This is a genomic window from Chitinophaga agri, from assembly GCF_010093065.1.
GTDB lineage: Bacteria > Bacteroidota > Bacteroidia > Chitinophagales > Chitinophagaceae > Chitinophaga > Chitinophaga agri.
Genome location: NZ_CP048113.1, coordinates 197,144 through 215,637, shown reverse-complemented (window position 1 = coordinate 215,637; position 18,494 = coordinate 197,144). Strand labels below are relative to the sequence as shown.

At 49.7% G+C, this 18,494-nt stretch carries 11 protein-coding genes; 6 read left to right on the top strand and 5 right to left on the bottom strand.

The window, feature by feature from the left end; all coding sequences use genetic code 11:
* Window positions 1-7 precede the first annotated feature (7 nt).
* Entirely contained in the window at window positions 8-1,525 is a 1,518-nt protein-coding gene (locus GWR21_RS00845) for an MFS transporter (protein ID WP_162329896.1), read from the top strand.
* Between the two features lie 53 nt (window positions 1,526-1,578).
* On the opposite strand, the gene GWR21_RS00840 is transcribed toward GWR21_RS00845, so the two are convergent.
* The 3 genes from GWR21_RS00840 to uxuA all read right to left on the bottom strand — a co-directional run bounded on the left by GWR21_RS00840 (window position 1,579) and on the right by uxuA (window position 5,533).
* Window positions 1,579-3,339 (bottom strand): PAS domain-containing protein, encoded by a 1,761-nt coding sequence (locus tag GWR21_RS00840; protein WP_162329895.1) that lies wholly within the window; start codon window positions 3,337-3,339, stop codon window positions 1,579-1,581.
* 222 nt (window positions 3,340-3,561) lie between these two features.
* Window positions 3,562-4,311, bottom strand: a complete 750-nt coding sequence (locus GWR21_RS00835; RefSeq protein ID WP_162329894.1) for an SDR family NAD(P)-dependent oxidoreductase — start codon at window positions 4,309-4,311, stop codon at window positions 3,562-3,564.
* A 31-nt stretch (window positions 4,312-4,342) separates the two neighbouring features.
* On the bottom strand, window positions 4,343-5,533 hold the full coding sequence (gene uxuA / locus GWR21_RS00830) for a mannonate dehydratase (RefSeq protein WP_317165769.1): 1,191 nt from the start codon (window positions 5,531-5,533) through the stop codon (window positions 4,343-4,345).
* A gap of 393 nt (window positions 5,534-5,926) precedes the next feature.
* Between uxuA and GWR21_RS00825 the strand changes: the two genes are divergently transcribed.
* The 4 genes from GWR21_RS00825 to GWR21_RS00810 all read left to right on the top strand — a co-directional run bounded on the left by GWR21_RS00825 (window position 5,927) and on the right by GWR21_RS00810 (window position 12,572).
* A complete protein-coding gene (locus tag GWR21_RS00825; RefSeq protein ID WP_162329893.1) occupies window positions 5,927-6,961 on the top strand; it encodes a LacI family DNA-binding transcriptional regulator in 1,035 nt (344 codons plus the stop codon).
* A 70-nt stretch (window positions 6,962-7,031) separates the two neighbouring features.
* Window positions 7,032-9,536, top strand: a complete 2,505-nt coding sequence (locus tag GWR21_RS00820) for a glycosyl hydrolase 115 family protein (RefSeq protein WP_162329892.1) — start codon at window positions 7,032-7,034, stop codon at window positions 9,534-9,536.
* Complete coding sequence (locus tag GWR21_RS00815; RefSeq protein WP_238430111.1) at window positions 9,523-10,662, top strand: glycoside hydrolase family 43 protein; 1,140 nt, start codon at window positions 9,523-9,525, stop codon at window positions 10,660-10,662. Before GWR21_RS00820 ends, GWR21_RS00815 begins: the two co-directional genes overlap by 14 nt.
* Window positions 10,659-12,572 carry a sialate O-acetylesterase gene (locus tag GWR21_RS00810; RefSeq protein ID WP_162329891.1) on the top strand — a complete coding sequence of 638 codons (1,914 nt, stop codon included), beginning with the start codon at window positions 10,659-10,661 and terminating at the stop codon, window positions 12,570-12,572. Before GWR21_RS00815 ends, GWR21_RS00810 begins: the two co-directional genes overlap by 4 nt.
* A gap of 10 nt (window positions 12,573-12,582) precedes the next feature.
* Here the strand turns inward: GWR21_RS00810 and GWR21_RS00805 are convergent, their stop codons facing one another.
* Window positions 12,583-14,157, bottom strand: a complete 1,575-nt coding sequence (locus GWR21_RS00805; RefSeq protein WP_162329890.1) for a RagB/SusD family nutrient uptake outer membrane protein — start codon at window positions 14,155-14,157, stop codon at window positions 12,583-12,585.
* A 24-nt stretch (window positions 14,158-14,181) separates the two neighbouring features.
* A complete protein-coding gene (locus GWR21_RS00800) occupies window positions 14,182-17,364 on the bottom strand; it encodes a SusC/RagA family TonB-linked outer membrane protein (protein ID WP_162329889.1) in 3,183 nt (1,060 codons plus the stop codon).
* A gap of 294 nt (window positions 17,365-17,658) precedes the next feature.
* On the opposite strand from GWR21_RS00800, the gene GWR21_RS00795 reads away from it, so the two are divergent.
* Window positions 17,659-18,447: a response regulator transcription factor gene (locus GWR21_RS00795; RefSeq protein ID WP_162329888.1), complete on the top strand. Its 789-nt coding sequence runs from the start codon at window positions 17,659-17,661 to the stop codon at window positions 18,445-18,447.
* Window positions 18,448-18,494 lie beyond the last annotated feature (47 nt).

The following is an 18,494-nucleotide window of genomic DNA, read 5'->3' as shown; positions in this document are numbered from 1 at the left end:
CGGTTATATGACAGCACCTCACATCTTCTTCAAATGGGTACCGGAGTGGCTAAGGATACCGCTGCTTTTCGTATTGTATTTTGTCTCTCTCGGATTCAATGGCGTGTACATCGGCAACACATCCGAAGTCTTCAGCGGCCTTGGCGTATATATAGAGCCTTATTTCGCAGCATATAACGCAATATACATCGGTATGGGCATCGGATTCATGATCCACGGCAGGCTCGGGGCCAGGTTCAGTGTGAAGGAGATGCTGCTCATGGGATTTATTGTACAGCTGTTGACCAATATCATCTGCGGTATCAGTCCATACCCGGAAGTCACTATGCTGAGTTGCCTGATCCTCGGTTTCGGAAAAGCTGCAGCTGTAAAAGAGTTCTTTGCTGCCTGGGTACTCGTATGGCACGGCAAAGGCGACCGCGTCGTGGCCTATCCGTTCGTCTTCGCATTCGCCCTGTCCGGCTCATTTTTCATCAGCTGGTGGATGACCAGTCTGGCATACATGTACAACTGGAGCTACGCTTATGTCTACATCATCATGGGATTACTCGCGTCTCTGCTGCTGGTAGTGATCTTCGTAGAAGACCAGCCCCTGCGCAGGAAAATACCGCTCTATCAGATGGACTGGACCGGTATCCTGCTGATGACCGGATTTTTTATGCTGATCAGTTATGTCAGCACCTACGGACAGGTAGAAGACTGGTTTAACAGCTCAAGCATCTGTATCGCTACTTCGCTGATACCGGTTACAGGTTTCGCCTTCCTGCTGCGGGAAGCCACCGTTAAAAGACCCGTATTCGATCTTTCTTTTTTCAGGGTAAAACAGTTTATTCCGGGGTTGTTATTACTGATGATAGCAGGACTTTACATACCTACTTCCATCCAGCTCCTCTTCTCACAAAAAGCATTGAAATTTGAGTTGCTGCGTAGTTATGAACTCAATCTTTATATGATCCCGGGCTTCATTGCAGGCGCCGTCAGTGCACATATGTGGTACAAATACAGGCGCACCCATCACGTGCTGATCTATGCAGGGATGTCGGCATTTATTCTTTACAACATCCTGTTATATCAAACGGTAACAAGCAGCAATGGTACACAGGATTTCTGGCTACCTGGTATCATCAGAGGATTTGGAATGGTGCTCATCTTTATCTCACTGGGACTCTACACTACGGAAGTTTTCGGTAAAGAGGTCAGTATAAAAGCAACCGGGATGATGCTGATCGTGCGCAGCTTCGTGTCGCGCAGTATCGCACAGGGAGTGCTGAACTATATGCTGTACGCGGGGAGTGTGAAGCATCTTGTCAGGCAGGCCAACGGTATTGACATAACCGACCGTAACCGATGGCAGGCCGGTCATCACCCGCAGGATTACCTCTCCTTTATACAACAGCAGGCCTATCTGGCCGCGACAAAAGAACTTACAGGTATAATTGTCATTATAGGTGTAAGCACTATGCTGGTCCTGGCGCTGATACATATAGTGGCAAAAAAAACACCTGCGGCCGAACAACCCGCCTGAAGCTGGCAATGCCTGGCCGGCTTGCAGATGCATCTCTGCTTTATACTAAAGATCTAGGGGTACTGTTGGGAAGCCCTGCTTTTCTCAATGATCTTCCGGATAATATCATCCAGCTCCGTTGCGGAGACCTGCAAATAAGATATCAAAGTGTCTCTGGTTGTGGTTTCTGTATCTTTATCACTGAGCAACTGTACAATTCCCAGTATCCTGGCGAGCGGCGCACGGACGAGGTGGGCCTGCGTCCAGGTAATTTCTTCTAATCGGGCATTATGAGCTTCTATTTCGCTGATATAACGCATACGTTCAGCATCCGCCAGCATGCGTTGCGTCACGTCCCGGGAATTGGTAATGATGCCCTGAATGGTCTCATCATCCCGCATGTCAGTAATAATAGTTTCCACCCAATGTATCTCGCCCTTTTTATCAATGATGCGGAACGGCTCAGGTTCAACCCGTTTTTCCTGATCGAGTTTATCAAAACTGTCCATCAATTCATCCACATCCTCGGGGTGAACGGATGCAAAAGCATAAGTACCCAGCAGATGCTCTGCTTTCATACCAAGAAAATGTTCTCCCGCAGGACTGATATATTTGATCCGCCGGTACTCATCCAGCACAGTGATGAGCTCTGAACCCTCCTGTATTAGTCTGCGGAAACGTCGCTCACTATTCGCCAGCGCTTCCCTGGACCTGATCTTGTCTGTCACGTCTATAGCGACTACAATACGAGCCGCTGCATCGCCATAAGGTATAGAATTACCATTGACGTTAACGATAATTTCCTCTCCTGATTTTTCAAGATGCCGCACGAGCGCGGAATGATATTCCTGTGGCCGTACATTCTTTCTCATCATTTCCATCAGCTCTTCCCTGTCCTCAGGTCTTCTGATATCAGTGATTGACATCGACAGGAACTCTTCCCTGCTATAACCATACAAAGCAATAGCCGCCTTATTGACATCCAGGAACCGGTATGTTTGCAGATCATAGACCCACATAGGCAATGGACTCAGATGAAACAGATCACTATATCGCTTTTCGGAGGCCTCCAGGGCCATCGCTACCTGCTGTTGTTCGGTAATGTCCCTTAGGGCGCCAATGATCCGGAGAGGTTTCCCGGTATTATCCCGGATGATATAGCCTGTTTCCTCTACAAAAAGATATCCGTCGAGCGCATGACGCAACCGGTAATGCGCATTCCAGTACACACAATGCTGGTCAGCCAGCGATGACTCCAGCAGCTGTTCTATAGCATCTCTGTCATCCGGATGGATCATTGCTATCCAGCTTTTCACCGGGTATTTTCTCCCATCCAGGGGATAACCAAATACACGGCAGAATCCGTCGGCCCAGTGTATATTGTCTGTAACGATATCCCAGTCATATATGGCTTCATGGCTGGCCTTGCTGGCATAATTGAATCGCTCATTGCTCCGCCTGAGCTGTTTTTCCACTTCAATAGCCCGTTCCCGCTCTGTCACGTCAAGAGCTGACATGATGCGCGCGTGGGCTCCCCAGTCAGGCATGATCTCGGAAGCCAACTCCACAGTGATCAGCTGGCCGCATGCGGTTACATGCGTGACGATATCCTGGTGACGATGTTCACTTCCGGCGATATGACGCAACTGCTCCTTTCCCTGGCCGGCGTTTCTTCCGGGCCATAGGGCGTCGACAGTCTGTGCAAGGAATTTGTCACGGGCGTAACCGTAGCACCGGCATGCGGCATCATTGACAGCCAGTATATGGAGATTTCTGGCATCGTATATCCACATCGGCACAGGACTAAAATTAAATAGTCCAAGCAGGGTCTTCATTTTTTCCGAACTCATCATAACAATATAACAGCGTAGGGCGGACGGCTTCATACGTCCAGCTATAAAAGTAAGTAATCGTCACACTATGATCTCATAGTAAATTACCCTGTTTACAACTATTTTACAGTCTGGAAGATCATTTTGTTCGAAACGCAAAAGATTATACGCTCCGGACGCCGCTGTTACTGCAGTACATGCGTGGGAATAAAAGCCATTTAGCCATTAAAATCCGACGGCATTGCCGCCGTCAACCTGCAATACCACCCCCGTCACGTATTTCGCAGCATCAGACGCCAGGAATAATACAGCCGCCCCGATATCTGCCGGCTGACCCAGGTGTCCCATGGGTGTTCTGCCAAGCGCTTTTGATTTCCGGTCCGGATCGGCATCAAGTGCCTTTGCACTCATATCCGTAGCGATGAACCCTGGCGCAACACAATTGATGCGGATGCCATAAGGCGACAGCTCTGTTGCCATTGCCTTTGTCATACCCTCGATGGCCGATTTGGAGGCTGTATAGGCGATCACTTTAGGTATCCCATATTGTGATGCCATAGAACTGATATTGATGATCACACCCTTAATACCATTTTCCAACTGATGTTTCACCACTTCTCTCGAAAGTGCAAATACCGCCGTCACATTGGTTTGCAGGATCGCCTGGAAATCTTCGTCAGTGACATCGACAAAAGATTTCTTCATGTTGATACCGGCATTATTAACCAGTATATCTATGTGACCGTGCTGTTGGATGATCTCCTGTACCATGACAGGTATTGCCTGAAGATCACTGAGATCACAGGTGTAACAATCACTGCAGGCGCCAAGCTGCTGACAGGCCCTTCGCAGCTTTTCCTCATCCCTGCCGATGATAATGGTATAAATGCCATTGCGCACAAAGGCTTCTGCGATGGCCAGGCCTATTCCAGAGCCGCCACCGGTGACAATAGCCAGTTTATTAGTAGTATTCATTGATCGGTCTATATGGAATTAATGGCCTGATTTACGTTAAAATGATTAATAGCAAGGTAAACAGATGACGGACGACACCGGTCTCCAGTCCTCTTAACTCTGCCAGCCCTTTTAACCGGCCAATTGCACTATACCCGGGATACGTATTTTTATCCAGATCGTCCAGCATCTGATGCCCATGATCAGGACGCATAGGGATCGACTCCCTTCTTTGCTGCATCAGTAAGACGATCTCACTGACGATCGTATACATGTCTGTATCTCCTGCAAGATGAGGGGCTTCATAAAAGTTCCCATTCCCGTCCCGCTTTGTATTACGCAGGTGAAGGAAATGAATATGAGGACCCAGTCGCCGTATCATCCCCTGCAGGTCATTGTCCGGCCGGGCCCCTAAAGAACCTGTGCAGAAACAAAGTCCGTTAGCCACTGAAGGTACCGCTGCCAGCAGTTGCTGCAGGTCTTCCTCCGTACTGACTATGCGTGGTAATCCCAACACCGGATACGGCGGGTCATCGGGGTGAATCGCCATTCTCAGTCCCACCGATTCTGCGACAGGCACGATCTCAGACAGGAAATCAAACAAATGCCGGCGTAAGGTATCGGCATTAATATCCGCATAGGTACTGAGCGCTGCTAATACTTCCGCAGCTGTAAATTGTTCGCCGGTACCCGGTAACCCCAGTAATGTATTATGATATAACGCCTGTTGTGCTTCAGGTGCCATAGTAGTGAAACGTACACGGGCCGCTTCGATCAATGCCGGCTCATAATCTTTTTCCGCATCCGGACGTCGTAACTGAAACAGGTCAAAAGCAGCGAAGGCAGCACGCTCAAAATAAAGTGCCCGGCTACCATCTGCCATCGGATAGTCTATATCTGTTCGCACCCAGTCAAGCACCGGCATGAAGTTGTACGTGATGATCTTAATTCCACAAGCGGCAAGGTTGCGCAAACTTTCCTTATAATTTGCAATATGCCGTAGATAATCGCCCGACTGCTTTTTAATATCCTCGCTTACAGGTAGACTCTCCACCACTGTCCAGGAAAGACCTGCTGCGGATACCAGGTCACGGCGCAGCATAATGTCTGCAATGGGCCACACTTCGCCCGGAGGGATATGATGCAACGCTGTTACGACACCCGAACAACCAGCCTGTCTGATATAAGCAAGGGGCACGGCATCTCGGGGACCAAACCAACGCATCGTTTGTTCCATCTGCATGATAATATGTATTTTGATCAGTGGTCTGTAGCGACAGTAAAATGTATAATCCGGAATTTGTTCTTCTAACGGGAATATCACTGAACCTGTCAGGGTTCGCTGCAACAGTCGTTTTGCACAACTAAAGTAAAGACATTTTCCAAAATTGCAACCGATTGTGTTATTTATTTTCCAAAAAAGTTTACATTAGCTGTATGCGGAAGCTGCACAAGCGATTGTGTATCTTTAATTAGGAATTAAGAATCAGGAATTGGTTAGTCTGACAAATATCAGGTGATCAGGCGTTTTATGCTGGATGCTGAAGAATAATTCTGAAAGCTGTTATGTAAATATTCCGTACCCTTAACCAGCTGAAATTCCTAATTCGCAGTTCCCAATGCTCAATCCCACGTTATGGCAAACGAAAGAGAGGTTACCATATATGATATCGCCAGAGAACTGAATATCTCTGCAACCACGGTCAGCCGCGGCCTGCAGGATCATCCTACTATCAGCAAAAAGACAAAAAGAAAGATCCTTGATCTTGCTGAGCAGATGGGATATCGCAGTAATCACTTTGCGCGCAGCTTACGGAGTCAGAAGACGAATACCTTCGGTATCATCGTTCCACGGCTGAACAGTCATTTTATGTCCTCCATCATCGCTGGTATAGAAAATGCTGCGAATGAACAGGGCTTCTCACTGCTGATAGCACAATCGTCCGAATCTTCTGTAAAGGAAGCCGCCAGCGCCAGAACAATGTTCGACAGTCGTGTGGACGGGCTGCTGGTATCATTGGCCGTAGACACCACTGATCTGACCCATTTCGATAGTTTCTTCAAAAAGAATATACCGGTTATCTTCTTTGACCGTGTACAACAACATGAAAGCTCTGTCAACATCCTGATAGACAACCGGCAGGCTGCCTATAATGCGACCAGGCATCTTATAGAACAGGACTGCAGGAAGATCCTGCATATTACAGCGCCTGTTGTGCAAAACGTCTACAAAGACAGGCTTAGAGGTTACCGGGAAGCACTCAGCGAACACAAAATAAAGTTCCGGGAAGATTATGTGCTGATCACCAATCTGAGTCAGGAAGCAGGCGCCGAAGCCGCCAGGACCATCCTGCAGATGAAGCCCATGCCCGACGGTATTTTTGTAGCCAATGATAGTTGCGCAGTAGGTTGCATGCTGGCCCTGAAAGAACAGGGTATCCGCATCCCGCAGGACATCGCTTTTGCCGGATTCAATAACGACCCTGTCACCAAAGTCATAGAACCCAACCTGACGACCATCAATTACTCAGGTTATGAAATGGGACAGGTAGCCGCCAGACACCTGATCAACCATGTAAGGGATGTCTCCTTCATTAGCAGTACAAATACCATCATACTGCGATCAGAACTGATCGTGAGGGCCTCGTCCCTTAAAAAAGGCAGTAAGTAAGGCATACAAAGGCGCGCACAACTGGCTGCCATTGTAATCAGTACCCTGCCGATTTTAAATAATTCCATTTATGAAAAAACTGAGCCACCTTCTTTTGCTGATGGTTCTCGGTCAGTACCTGCATGCCCAGCAACTGCTGACCAACCGGACCGATAAAAATAGTTTCCCCCTGGTGAATGGCACGGCAGCTGCCATTTACACAGACAGTACCGACGACTGGCTGGTCAATAAAGTTGCTACATTGCTGCAGGCTGACGTTGAAAAAGTGACTGGTAAGAAACCTGCGCTGATACATAATATTGCCGATGCTCCCGCAAACGTTGTTATCATTGGTACCTGCGACAGGAGTCGCATGCTGCAATCGCTCCGCAACAGTAACAAGATCAGTTACGGCGATCTCAATGGCAAATGGGAAACCTACCGTATACAAACCCTCGTGAAACCCTTTGCCCATATTGAAAAAGCCCTTATCATTGCCGGCAGTGACAAAAGAGGCGCCGCCTACGGAACACTCGAACTATGCAAACAGATCGGTGTGTCTCCCTGGTACTGGTGGGCAGACGTGCCTGCCCGCAAACAGGAAACGCTCCATGTAAACAGCACTGCCCGGCTGTCCACGCCGCCTACTGTAAAATATCGTGGCATCTTCATCAACGACGAAGCACCCGCTTTCGCCAACTGGACAAAAGAGAAATTCGGAGGATTCAATCACAAAGTCTACGAGAAGATGTTTGAACTGCTCCTGCGGCTGAAAGGCAACTTTCTCTGGCCAGCCATGTGGGGCAATGCATTCAGTGATGATGACACGCTGAACCCTGTAATAGCGCATCAATGGGGTATCGTGGTCGGCTCGTCCCATCATGAACCAATGCTAAGGGCTCATGACGAATGGCGCCGCTACGGTAAGGGTCCCTGGAACTATGTCAGGAATGATTCCTCCCTGCGCGACTTCTGGCGCAAAGGTATTATGCGTATGCAGCAACACGAGAGTATCGTTACGATCGGTATGCGGGGTGATGGAGATGAACCCATGACCGAAGGCACCGCCACCGCATTACTGGAAAGCATTGTAAAAGACCAGCGGCAGATCATTTCGGATGTCACGGGAAAACCGGCCGCCGCTACGCCTCAGCTATGGGCCTTGTATAAGGAAGTACAGGACTACTACGACAAAGGCATGCGCGTACCGGATGATGTAACGCTGCTGCTCTGCGATGATAACTGGGGAAATATACGTAAACTACCCCCTGCCGGCGCACCGTCAAGAGGTGGCGGCTATGGTATCTACTACCACTTTGACTACGTCGGCGATCCCCGGAACTACAAATGGATCAATACGAACAATGTCGCCCGCGTATGGGAACAGATGCACCTTGCGAAAGCCTACGGAGCTGACAGGATCTGGATAGTCAATGTCGGCGACCTGAAGCCCATGGAATTTCCCATTTCCTTCTTTCTAGATTACGCCTGGAATACAAATGACCTGAACGAAGATAACCTGCGAAAATATTATACCCTATGGGCAGGAGAACAGTTCGGTACTGCCTATGCAACCCGTATAGGCGATATCCTCCGCCGGTTTGGACAATATGCTGCCAGGAGAAAACCCGAGCTGCTGGATGCCGGCACATACAGTCTGACGGCATATAAAGAAGCCACACGTGTATTATCGGAATGGGAAACACTGCTGGCGGACGCAGAAGCCGTCTATGCAGCGGTGCCAGCTGATCATAAAGACGCCTGTTTCCAGTTAGTACTGCACCCTGTCAAGGCATTTACTATCGTACACCAGCTTTACCATGCAGTGGCCATGAACAGGCAATATGCCGCACAACACGACACTACGGCCAACAGTTGGGCGGATAAAGCGAAACAACTGTACATCAGCGACTCCCTGCTGTCCATACAATATCACCAGCTGGCAGGTGGCAAATGGAACCACATGATGGACCAGACCCATATCGGGTACACCTACTGGCAACAGCCTGCGTCCAACAGCATGCCTGCTGTCTCATATATCACCAGGCACCAGCCGGCAGCAATAACTCCTGACACGCCAAAAGATACCCTACCCTACTTCTCCTTCGCCGCAGCGGCATATACCAATGCGCTCCACCGTGGCGGCATCCGGTGGAAGGTCATCCCGGATATCGGCAGAACAGGCGATGGGATCACTACATTTCCGGTCACCAGGTCCCTGCCACTGAATAAAAACAGTCCCTGCCTGGAATATGGCTTTTTCAGCGCAGATACAGGCAAAATAGCCGTTAGCTGCTACTTCTCACCTACGCTCGACTTTACAGGCGGTAAAGGGCTTAAATATGCCATTTCTGTGGATAATGAGGCGCCTGTCATCGTCGGGTTACACGAAAACGGAGACTGGAACAAATGGGTGGCAGATAATGTGATCTCACGAACGACATCCTTCCGGTTGCGCCAACCCGGGAAACATACCATCCGGTACTGGATGATCTCCGCCGGTATCGTTCTGCAACAGATCACGGCCAGTTACGGTACACTACCCGCCAGTTACCTTCCACCGCCTGCAACAGTCAACGATCATGAACATTACTAATACATTCAACACACTTACCAATATGCATATTCACTCATCTCCCTTTGCTTTTCTCCTATCCGCAGCCCTGAGTGGCCTGTGTTATGGTTGTCAGTCCAACAGCTCTTCCCAAACGGCAGATAGCACTCGAACAACTGTCAATGCTGACACTACGGGGAAACACTACCTCTCCCAGCCGCTGGTCAGACACATCTACACCGCCGATCCGTCTGCACACGTGTTCAACGGCAGGATCTACATCTATCCGTCCCACGACACCGCTACCGGCGTTCCGGAAGATGACCTGGGCAGCCACTTTGATATGAAAGACTTCCACGTGTTATCCATGGATGCCGTCGGCGGAAAAGTGACCGATCATGGTGTAGCCCTCGACATCAAAGATATTCCCTGGGCTGACCGCCAGTTATGGGCGCCTGATGCGGCGTTTGCAAATGGTACCTACTACCTCTATTTCCCGGTAAAGGACAAACACGGCATCTTCCGTATCGGGGTGGCGACCAGTCACACGCCTGAAGGTCCGTTTACCGCTGAAAGATCCCCTATTCCAAACAGCTACAGCATCGATCCCTGCGTATTCATCGATGATGATGGGAAAGCCTATATGTACTTCGGTGGTATCTGGGGTGGGCAACTACAACGCTGGGATGATAACCGCTACGATTCTGCCAGAGGCAACCGTAAGGCGGAAGACCTGGCTATTCAACCCAGAATGGCCTTACTGGCGCCAGATATGAAACGTTTCTCCGGACCGGTACTGGAAGTGAAACTGCTGGACGAGAACGGTCAGCCCTTCCATGAAAAAGACAATAGCAAACGTTTCTTCGAAGCTTCCTGGATGCACAAATACAAAGGCAAATACTATTTCTCGTATTCCACCGGCGACACACATAACCTATGCTATGCCACGGGTGACAGTCCCTACGGGCCTTTCACCTATCGTGGTGTGATCCTGTCGCCGGTGGAAGGCTGGACCAGCCACCACTCCATCATAGAAAAAGATGGCAAATGGTACCTGTTCTATCATGATGTACAGCTATCCGGCAAGACCTGGTTACGAAATGTAAAGGTGACGGAACTACACTACAATGAAGACGGCACCATACAAACGATCAATCCTGCCATATGATAAATAACAACTATTATGTAGCAGGGGCATTACTGTTGTCCCTGCTGCATAGCCCTGCTGCTGCACAGGTAAGACTCCCCCGGCTGGTACGCGATAGCATGGTATTACAGCGGGAAGCCCCCGTGAAACTATGGGGATGGGCGGCTCCCGGTGAACCCGTACGCATCCGCTTCCAGGGAAAGCAGTTCCGCACAAAGACCAACACCGATGGCACCTGGTCTGTGATCATGCCCGCCCTGAAACCTGGCGGGCCTTTTACCCTGCAGATCGATGCCAGCAATCATATCACACTGCGGGATATACTCGTAGGGGATGTATGGCTCTGCGCCGGTCAGTCGAATATGGTACACCAGATGATCCTCCACAGTGAACGCTATGCAGCGGATATTGCCACAGCTAACTACCCCGCTATCAGACATTTCAAGATTCCACAGACTTCCGATCTCCGGGATCCCGCGCAGGACCTCACCGGTGGCGAATGGAAGTCTGCCACGCAGGCTGATGTCGCGGATTTCTCCGCCGTCGCCTACTTCTTTGCCACGCAACTCTACGAACAATACCACGTACCTATCGGATTGATAAACGCATCTGTTGGCGGTACTCCCATTGAAGCATGGACCAGTAAAGAAGGTCTACAGGCTTTTCCGGCACTGACGTCCACCATTCGCAGTAACGAAAATATGACCAGACCTGGTGTACCGGCATTCCTGCAACCCGCCGACCCCGGACTCGACGATCAGCCCACCTGGTATGACACGGCCTACCAGCCTTTACACTGGCGACCGATCAATATTCCCGGCTATTGGGAAGATCAGGGCATCCGCGACCTGGATGGTACCGTATGGTATCGCCGGGAGATCTCGATACCACCCGCAATGACAGGTAAGCCGGCCCTGCTACGCCTGGGCCGGATAGTAGACGCTGACATAGTGTATGTTAATGGAAAAATGATCGGTAATACCGGGTACCAATATCCACAACGACGATACCAACTACCCGCCGGCACATTGAAGCCGGGAAAGAACCTGATCGTGATACGTGTTACCAATCAGTCAGGCAAAGGTGGCTTCATACCGGATAAACCCTATTACCTCACTTCCGGACATGACACCATTGACCTCAAAGGTACATGGTCTTATAAAGTCGGTAACGTATATGCGACTCCACCACCAACTGTCACCTTCAGGGAACAGAATGCTCCTACCGCGTTGTATAATGGCATGATAGCACCGATCACCTCCTACACCATCAAAGGTGCGTTATGGTACCAGGGAGAAAGTAACGCCGGTAACGCCGGCGAATATGCGCAGCTACTTCCTGCACTGATACAGGACTGGCGGAGACAATGGAAAGTGAATACGCTGCCGTTCTTCTTCGTACAGCTGCCAGGTTTTATGGAGTATCAGTACCTGCCGTCTGAAAGCAACTGGGCCGTGCTACGGGAGGCACAACGTAAAACACTGGCCGTACAGCATACGGGCATGGCGATCGCAATAGATCTGGGTGAATGGAATGATGTGCATCCCGACAGGAAAAAAGAAGTGGGCGACCGACTCGCATTGCTGGCCAGGAAAGCCCTCTATGGAGAAGAATCACTGACAGCTTCAGGACCTTTGCCGGAAAAAGCGTCGGCAGAAGGTAATAAAGTGACCATCCGGTTCACTAATACCGGTAGCGGATTAACTACCAATGATGGACAACCACCTGCTCAGTTTGCACTGGCTGGAGAAGATGGAAAATTTGTATGGGCACAGGCACGGATAGAAAACAATACCGTTGTCGTATGGGTTGAAGGTATGAACGCACCGCGACGTGTGCGTTATGCCTGGGCTGACAATCCCCACAATCCGAACCTATATAACAGGGAAGGCCTGCCGGCCTCCCCTTTTGAAACAACTATCGATCTATGACACAAGTGTATTAATAACCGGGATTCTGCTTTGCTACACCACCGGCACCGAGTTGTGGATTATTATCAATTTCCTGCTGAGGGATGGGCAACAGCTCATCCCTGTTAGCCCTGAAGTAGGAAAGCGGATCGGTGGTGAAGTAGCCTTTCTTCCTCCATCTCATAATATCACGGTTACGGATTTCCTCTCCGCCCATTTCAACGACTTTTTCATGCATCAGTGCTTTGGTCACCTGGTCTTTATTGGACACCGGGAACTGTGCTGTCGGATAATGCGGCATCGCTACAGAAGCCCTGTCCCTGATCTGATTCAGGTACGTCACGGCCCCAGCCGGATTACCCAGCTCATTCTCACACTCCGCCAGCATCAGTATCACTTCTGCATAACGAATGATACGCTGATTATTGCCACCGGGATGATAGGACGCATTAGAAAGACTCTGCTTATAGATCAGCATGAATTTCCGCCAGCTCACCTTTTTAGTAACGCCATTTACAACGGATGAATTACCATTCTGCATCGCATCTGTCAGCACGTCTGCATCGTTGTTGAACTTATCGCCGGTCTGGTATACAGATGCACTGAAACGGGGATCTGTTTTGGCAGCACCGGTAGCCGTGTTTTCAAATTCATTGAGGTACTTATTGGAAGGTATCAGGTTCCTCCATGCCACCGGACTATACTCCTGGTTACGGATGGTAGACTGGGCTGTACCTGCACCATCGCCGGTACCATTCCAGTCAAAACCATTATCGCCTCTGTCGAAGTATACAGCTTCCCAGATGGATTCAGCATTGAACTCTGTCTCCTCAAGGAAATTATCTGTGTAATTGTTGACGAGACGATATAACCCGGCACCTGTAACCTTTAGCAATGCTTCTTTCGCCGCTGCATAATCTCCCTTCTGTAAATGCGTCCTGCCCAGCATGGCGTTCGCCGCGCCGGATGTAATACGTCCCTGGTCTGCAGCGCCATAGGATGGTTTAAGTACAGCCGCGGCTTCAGTCAGGTCCTTGATGATCTGCGCATACACACCTTCTTCCGGTACCCTCGGCTGAAACTGATCGGGTGCACTGACCACCGTCGTATAAACAGGCACCGGTCCCCAGAGTGTCAGTAATTCAAAGTACGCCCATGCCCGGAAAAATTTTGCCTCTGCAACACACTGGTCACGTACAGCATCGTTATCTGTCACATTCGGCGCACTGCCGATCACGGTATTGGCGCGGTGAATGACCGTATATAACCCTCTCCACACGCTACCCATTACCGGGTTTTCTGAAGACGTCGCCCCATTCAGTATCTGTGCGCGTGGCACTTCTAACTGCCCGCCGCCGGACGATACATCATCACTTCTGAGGTCATGTACAAAAAACCACTCCCTGCCAATAAGGTTACCTGCATGAAAAGCCGAATAGATCGCATTCGTACCCTTCTGCATTTCCTCGCTGTTCTTAAAGTAATTATCCAGCGTGGCATAACTCGGATTGGTTTTATCCAGGTCCTTGGTGCAGGATGTGGTAAATACAGCAGCTGTCAGCAGTGCCACTGTTACTATATGTGTAAAGATTGTTTGTTTTTTCATGTCTGATCTTTTTAACTGCGCTGTTTAAAAACCTACCTGCAGGCCAAACTGGAAGGACCTTGCGGAAGGATACTGTCCATAATCTACCCCATTGGTCAAGGTGGTGTTTTTAGTACCGATCTCGGGGTCCCAGCCCTTATAGCCGGTGAAGGTGAGCAGGTTCTGGGAAGATACATATACCCTGAAGCTGCTGACAGCACCACGGGTCACCGTACGCAGCGTGGACGCCGGCAATGTATATCCCAGGATGACGTTTTTCAGTCTCAGGTAAGAACCGTTCTCGATCCAGCGGTCCGACACACGGGCATTCTGGTTAGGGTCTCCACTGATGGCTCTTGGAATATCGGTATTGGTATTCGTTGGCGTCCATGCATCCAGTACTTCCACGCCTGCACCGAACAGACGGGCCATCCCTTCACGCAGCACCCTGGTACCGTTGAATATCTTGTTCCCCTGTACACCCTGGAAAAACAGCGACAGGTCGAAGTTTTTATAGTTGGCGCTGTAGTTAAGCGCATAGGTGAACTTAGGAATGTAGGTACCCAGGAAGGTACGGTCATCCGAAGTGATCTTACCATCTCCATTCAGGTCCTTGAATTTAATATCGCCTGCGGAGGTAGACTTTGCAGGATCGGTTCCTGTGATCTGTTCCGGACTTTTATTCACTTCATCCTGGCTCTGGAAAATGCCTTCCACCACGTAGCCATAGAAAGACTGGATCGGCTGTCCGCCCACTGTACGCGTCATGTTACCGTTCCCGAAATCCGCATCCGCACCTGCATCGATGGTGGCGCCAGGCGTATTCAGATGCAGGATCTTGTTTTTAATGAATCCGATATTACCGGTGATGTTCCAGTTGAAGGTACCACCTGTCTTGTTATAACCTACCTGGAGGTCCACCCCGGTGTTACGCATGGACGCTGCATTCAGCTGAGAACCCGTACCGCCAAAACCGAAGCTGTAGGGAGTTGGAATAGTCAGGATCAGGTTATCTGTCTGACGACGGTACCACTCTGCTGTGAAGGTCACCCGGTTATTGAACAGTCCCAGGTCCACTCCAATATTCAACTGTTTCGTCTTTTCCCATTCCAGGCCGCTGCTTGCCAGCTGATTATAGTAAGAGGCATTCCCTACAGTGATGGTGTTGCCGAAAGGATAACTGGCGCCGTTAGCCTGCACTACTGCCTGCCATGGGTATTCGTTTGACAGAATAGAATTTTGCAGGGCGGGGAAAATACCGATAGCATTCAACCCGGTGATGCCCCATCCACCTCGCAGTTTCAGTTCTGAGATGGCTGTCACCGGTTTCAGGAAAGGCTCCTGGTCGATCTTCCAGCCTGCCGACACAGAAGGAAAGCTCTGGAATTTACGACCCGGCGCCCACACAGAAAGACCATCCCTGCGGATAGCGCCACTCAACAGATACTTACCCGCAAAGTCATAACTGATACGACCGATGTAAGACTGGATCAGCGTAGCTGTACGGGCGGAAAATGCTGTCACGTTGGTCGCACCCACCAGTGTTTCCCTGTCATTGGTACTCTGGTTGCCGGACTGTGTCTCTCCGAAATTATCTGCCTGCTGTCTTTCATACACTGCCACGGCATTGATATGGTGATTGCCAAATGTCTTATCAAATGTGAGCTGTTCTGTATACAACAGGGTGGTCCTGTTGGACCGCTGATCATTGATGGTAGCTACCGTCGCATTTCTGCCTTTATCGTTGTAGATAGGCAGGAACTCATGCTGGAAGTTAGAGACATAATCCGCACCAAAGGTAGAACGGAAGTTCAGCCAGGGTGTTAAATTCACCTGCGCATAAACGGTTCCGAGCAATTTGAACACCTCACGATGTGCATTGCCCAGTAATATCGCATCTTCAACCGGATTGGTCGGGTCTGCCCCATCCACGCTGTTCTCGGCATTACGGAAACCACCATTCGTAGTGGGATCGTAGACCGGCAGATAAGGTAACGCCCGCACAATATTAGCCAGGCGCGTCCTGTTACCGGAAGTATTATCATAACGCTGTTTGGAATAGGACAACAGGAGATTTTCACCTACGGTGAATACCTTACTGATATTATGTTCGGAGTTGATACGGAAATTACCACGATTATAATTCACGCCCTGCGCAATACCATCCTGTTTCAGATGGCCGGCAGACATAAAGTAGCGGGATACATCATTGCCACCATTCACGGCCACACTGGATTGCGTAATGAGGGCTTTCCTGAAATACGCATCCTGCCAGTCGGTGTTGGTCTGCGCGAACGTCTGTGATGTACCATCATACAACGGCTGATTGAATGCCGCGTCCTGCAGGCGTGGCGGTTTGGCAATACCGGCAGCGCCATTCAGTGCCCTTTCATATTGCAGATACTGCTGCGTGTTGAGCAGGTCTATCGTTTTCCAGGCCGACTGCACACCTACATACGAGTCGAAGGTTACATGGGGTTTACCATCACGGCTACCTTTTTTTGTGGTGATGATGATCACCCCGTTCGTGGCACGGGAACCGTAAATAGCCGCCGCACTGGCATCTTTCAGCACCTCTATGGATTGTACATCCCTGCTGTCAAAGCTGGCCAGATTGGACGTCGGAAATCCATCGATCACATACAGCGGATCGGACGCATAGCTGATAGAGCTGATCCCCCTGATCCTGATCACAGGATCTGTACCTGGTGTACCGTTGTTGGTAACAGTCAAACCAGCTACCCTACCCTGCAGGGCCTGTTGCACACTGGCAACCGGCAGCTCATTAATGGTCTTGCTACTGACAGACGCTACCGATCCGGTCAGCGAGCTTTTCTTCTGTGCGCCATACCCGATCACCACCATCTGTTCCAGTGACTGAGAATTGGGTGTAAGACTGACCTCATATTTAGCACCACTGCCAACGGTCACCTGTGCAGTATTATAACCGATAAAGCTGAACTGCAGCACCTCTCCGGCCGCAGCACTGATCGTATACCCTCCGTCGGCACCAGTCACTGTACCACGGTTGGTGCGCTTAATGGCAACGGTCACTCCCGACAGGGCGTTACCTGTCTCATCCAGTACCTTTCCCCGAACAGGCTGTCCGCCCTGGGCATATGTACTGGTAAATAACAATGTGGCAGCGAGTGTGAGCAATGCCGGCAGCGTAGTTTGCCTGACGGAAGCAAGGCATGTCCGAAAAAAAGCTCGTAAAAACAGCTTCATAACGCGGGGATTGATAGTTTTTAAATGATAATATATCAACAGGTCAAAAAATTGTCATTTTAACACGCATTAAGTACAGCAGTGAGTATTTAATGCTCACGTTGTGAACACAATATTTCATACGGGAATCTTGCTGGTGCTGTGCCTCTCCATTAGTTTCAGGTGTGAAGTACCTATTTAATTACCAGATTTCTTGGTCATCTCTTATCAATACTTAGTTAATATTTCTCAAATCGCAATCGGTTGCGTAAATTTAAATCAGGAACAGAGAATTAGGAACAAACCCCCCCACGTATGAAAGACTCACTATTAATCGTAGACGACGACCCGGATATGCTACAGCTGCTCTACGGAGAACTGGCCACTGACTACCTGGTCTTCACCGCAGAGAACGGGCAACGCGCGCTTGAGATCATCGCTGATCACCCTTTCCGCATTATTATCGCTGCGATACAAACACCTGTCGTCAATGGATATGACCTCTGTCTGCAACTGAAAACAAATCCACAGTATGCACATATCCCGGTTATTCTGCTGACCGGCAGGAAAGGCCTGCAATCACAACTCGACGGATTAAAAGCAGGCGCTGACGCCTGTATTGAAAAGCCTTTCTCCTGCGAACTGCTGAAAGTTCAGATCAGTAGCTTGCTGAATAACCGGAATAAGGTCAGGGCTTATTACACCCAGCAATCGCCTGCTCATTCCCCTGCCATGACACCTCCCGGTACAGAAGACCCGCTGCTCTGCACCTTGCATAAACTCATTATGGACAACATTGAAAACACAGAGATGGACATCGACCTGCTGGCACGGTTAATGAATATAAGCCGGCCCACCCTCTACAGAAAGATCAAAGCACAGTCGGCACTCACGCCTAATGAACTGGTGATGGCCACCAGGCTGACAAAAGCAGCCGAACTGTTAACGAATGCAGGGTATAAAATATATGAAGTGGCCATGATGACAGGATTTAACTCACAAAGCAGTTTCGGCAAGGCATTCCTCAAACAATTTAAGATGACTCCCACCGCATTTCAGCAACTGAAAAAAGCACCTGGAAAACTAAGAACTAGGTATTTATAGTAAAAAATCGGCCTTCTTTTGGTATCTTTCCGCCCGCTTCCGTATCA

Excerpts from the sequence above, each read along its gene's own strand:
- GWR21_RS00795 (WP_162329888.1), top strand. The coding sequence starts at position 17,659 with ATGAAAGACTCACTATTAATCGTAGACGACGACCCGGATATGCTACAG.
- GWR21_RS00840 (WP_162329895.1), bottom strand. The coding sequence starts at position 3,339 with ATGAAGACCCTGCTTGGACTATTTAATTTTAGTCCTGTGCCGATGTGG.
- GWR21_RS00845 (WP_162329896.1), top strand. The coding sequence starts at position 8 with ATGACAGCACCTCACATCTTCTTCAAATGGGTACCGGAGTGGCTAAGG.
- GWR21_RS00805 (WP_162329890.1), bottom strand. The coding sequence starts at position 14,157 with ATGAAAAAACAAACAATCTTTACACATATAGTAACAGTGGCACTGCTG.
- GWR21_RS00825 (WP_162329893.1), top strand. The coding sequence starts at position 5,927 with ATGGCAAACGAAAGAGAGGTTACCATATATGATATCGCCAGAGAACTG.
- GWR21_RS00820 (WP_162329892.1), top strand. The coding sequence starts at position 7,032 with ATGAAAAAACTGAGCCACCTTCTTTTGCTGATGGTTCTCGGTCAGTAC.
- uxuA (WP_317165769.1), bottom strand. The coding sequence starts at position 5,533 with ATGCAGATGGAACAAACGATGCGTTGGTTTGGTCCCCGAGATGCCGTG.
- GWR21_RS00810 (WP_162329891.1), top strand. The coding sequence starts at position 10,659 with ATGATAAATAACAACTATTATGTAGCAGGGGCATTACTGTTGTCCCTG.
- GWR21_RS00815 (WP_238430111.1), top strand. The coding sequence starts at position 9,523 with ATGAACATTACTAATACATTCAACACACTTACCAATATGCATATTCAC.
- GWR21_RS00800 (WP_162329889.1), bottom strand. The coding sequence starts at position 17,364 with ATGAAGCTGTTTTTACGAGCTTTTTTTCGGACATGCCTTGCTTCCGTC.
- GWR21_RS00835 (WP_162329894.1), bottom strand. The coding sequence starts at position 4,311 with ATGAATACTACTAATAAACTGGCTATTGTCACCGGTGGCGGCTCTGGA.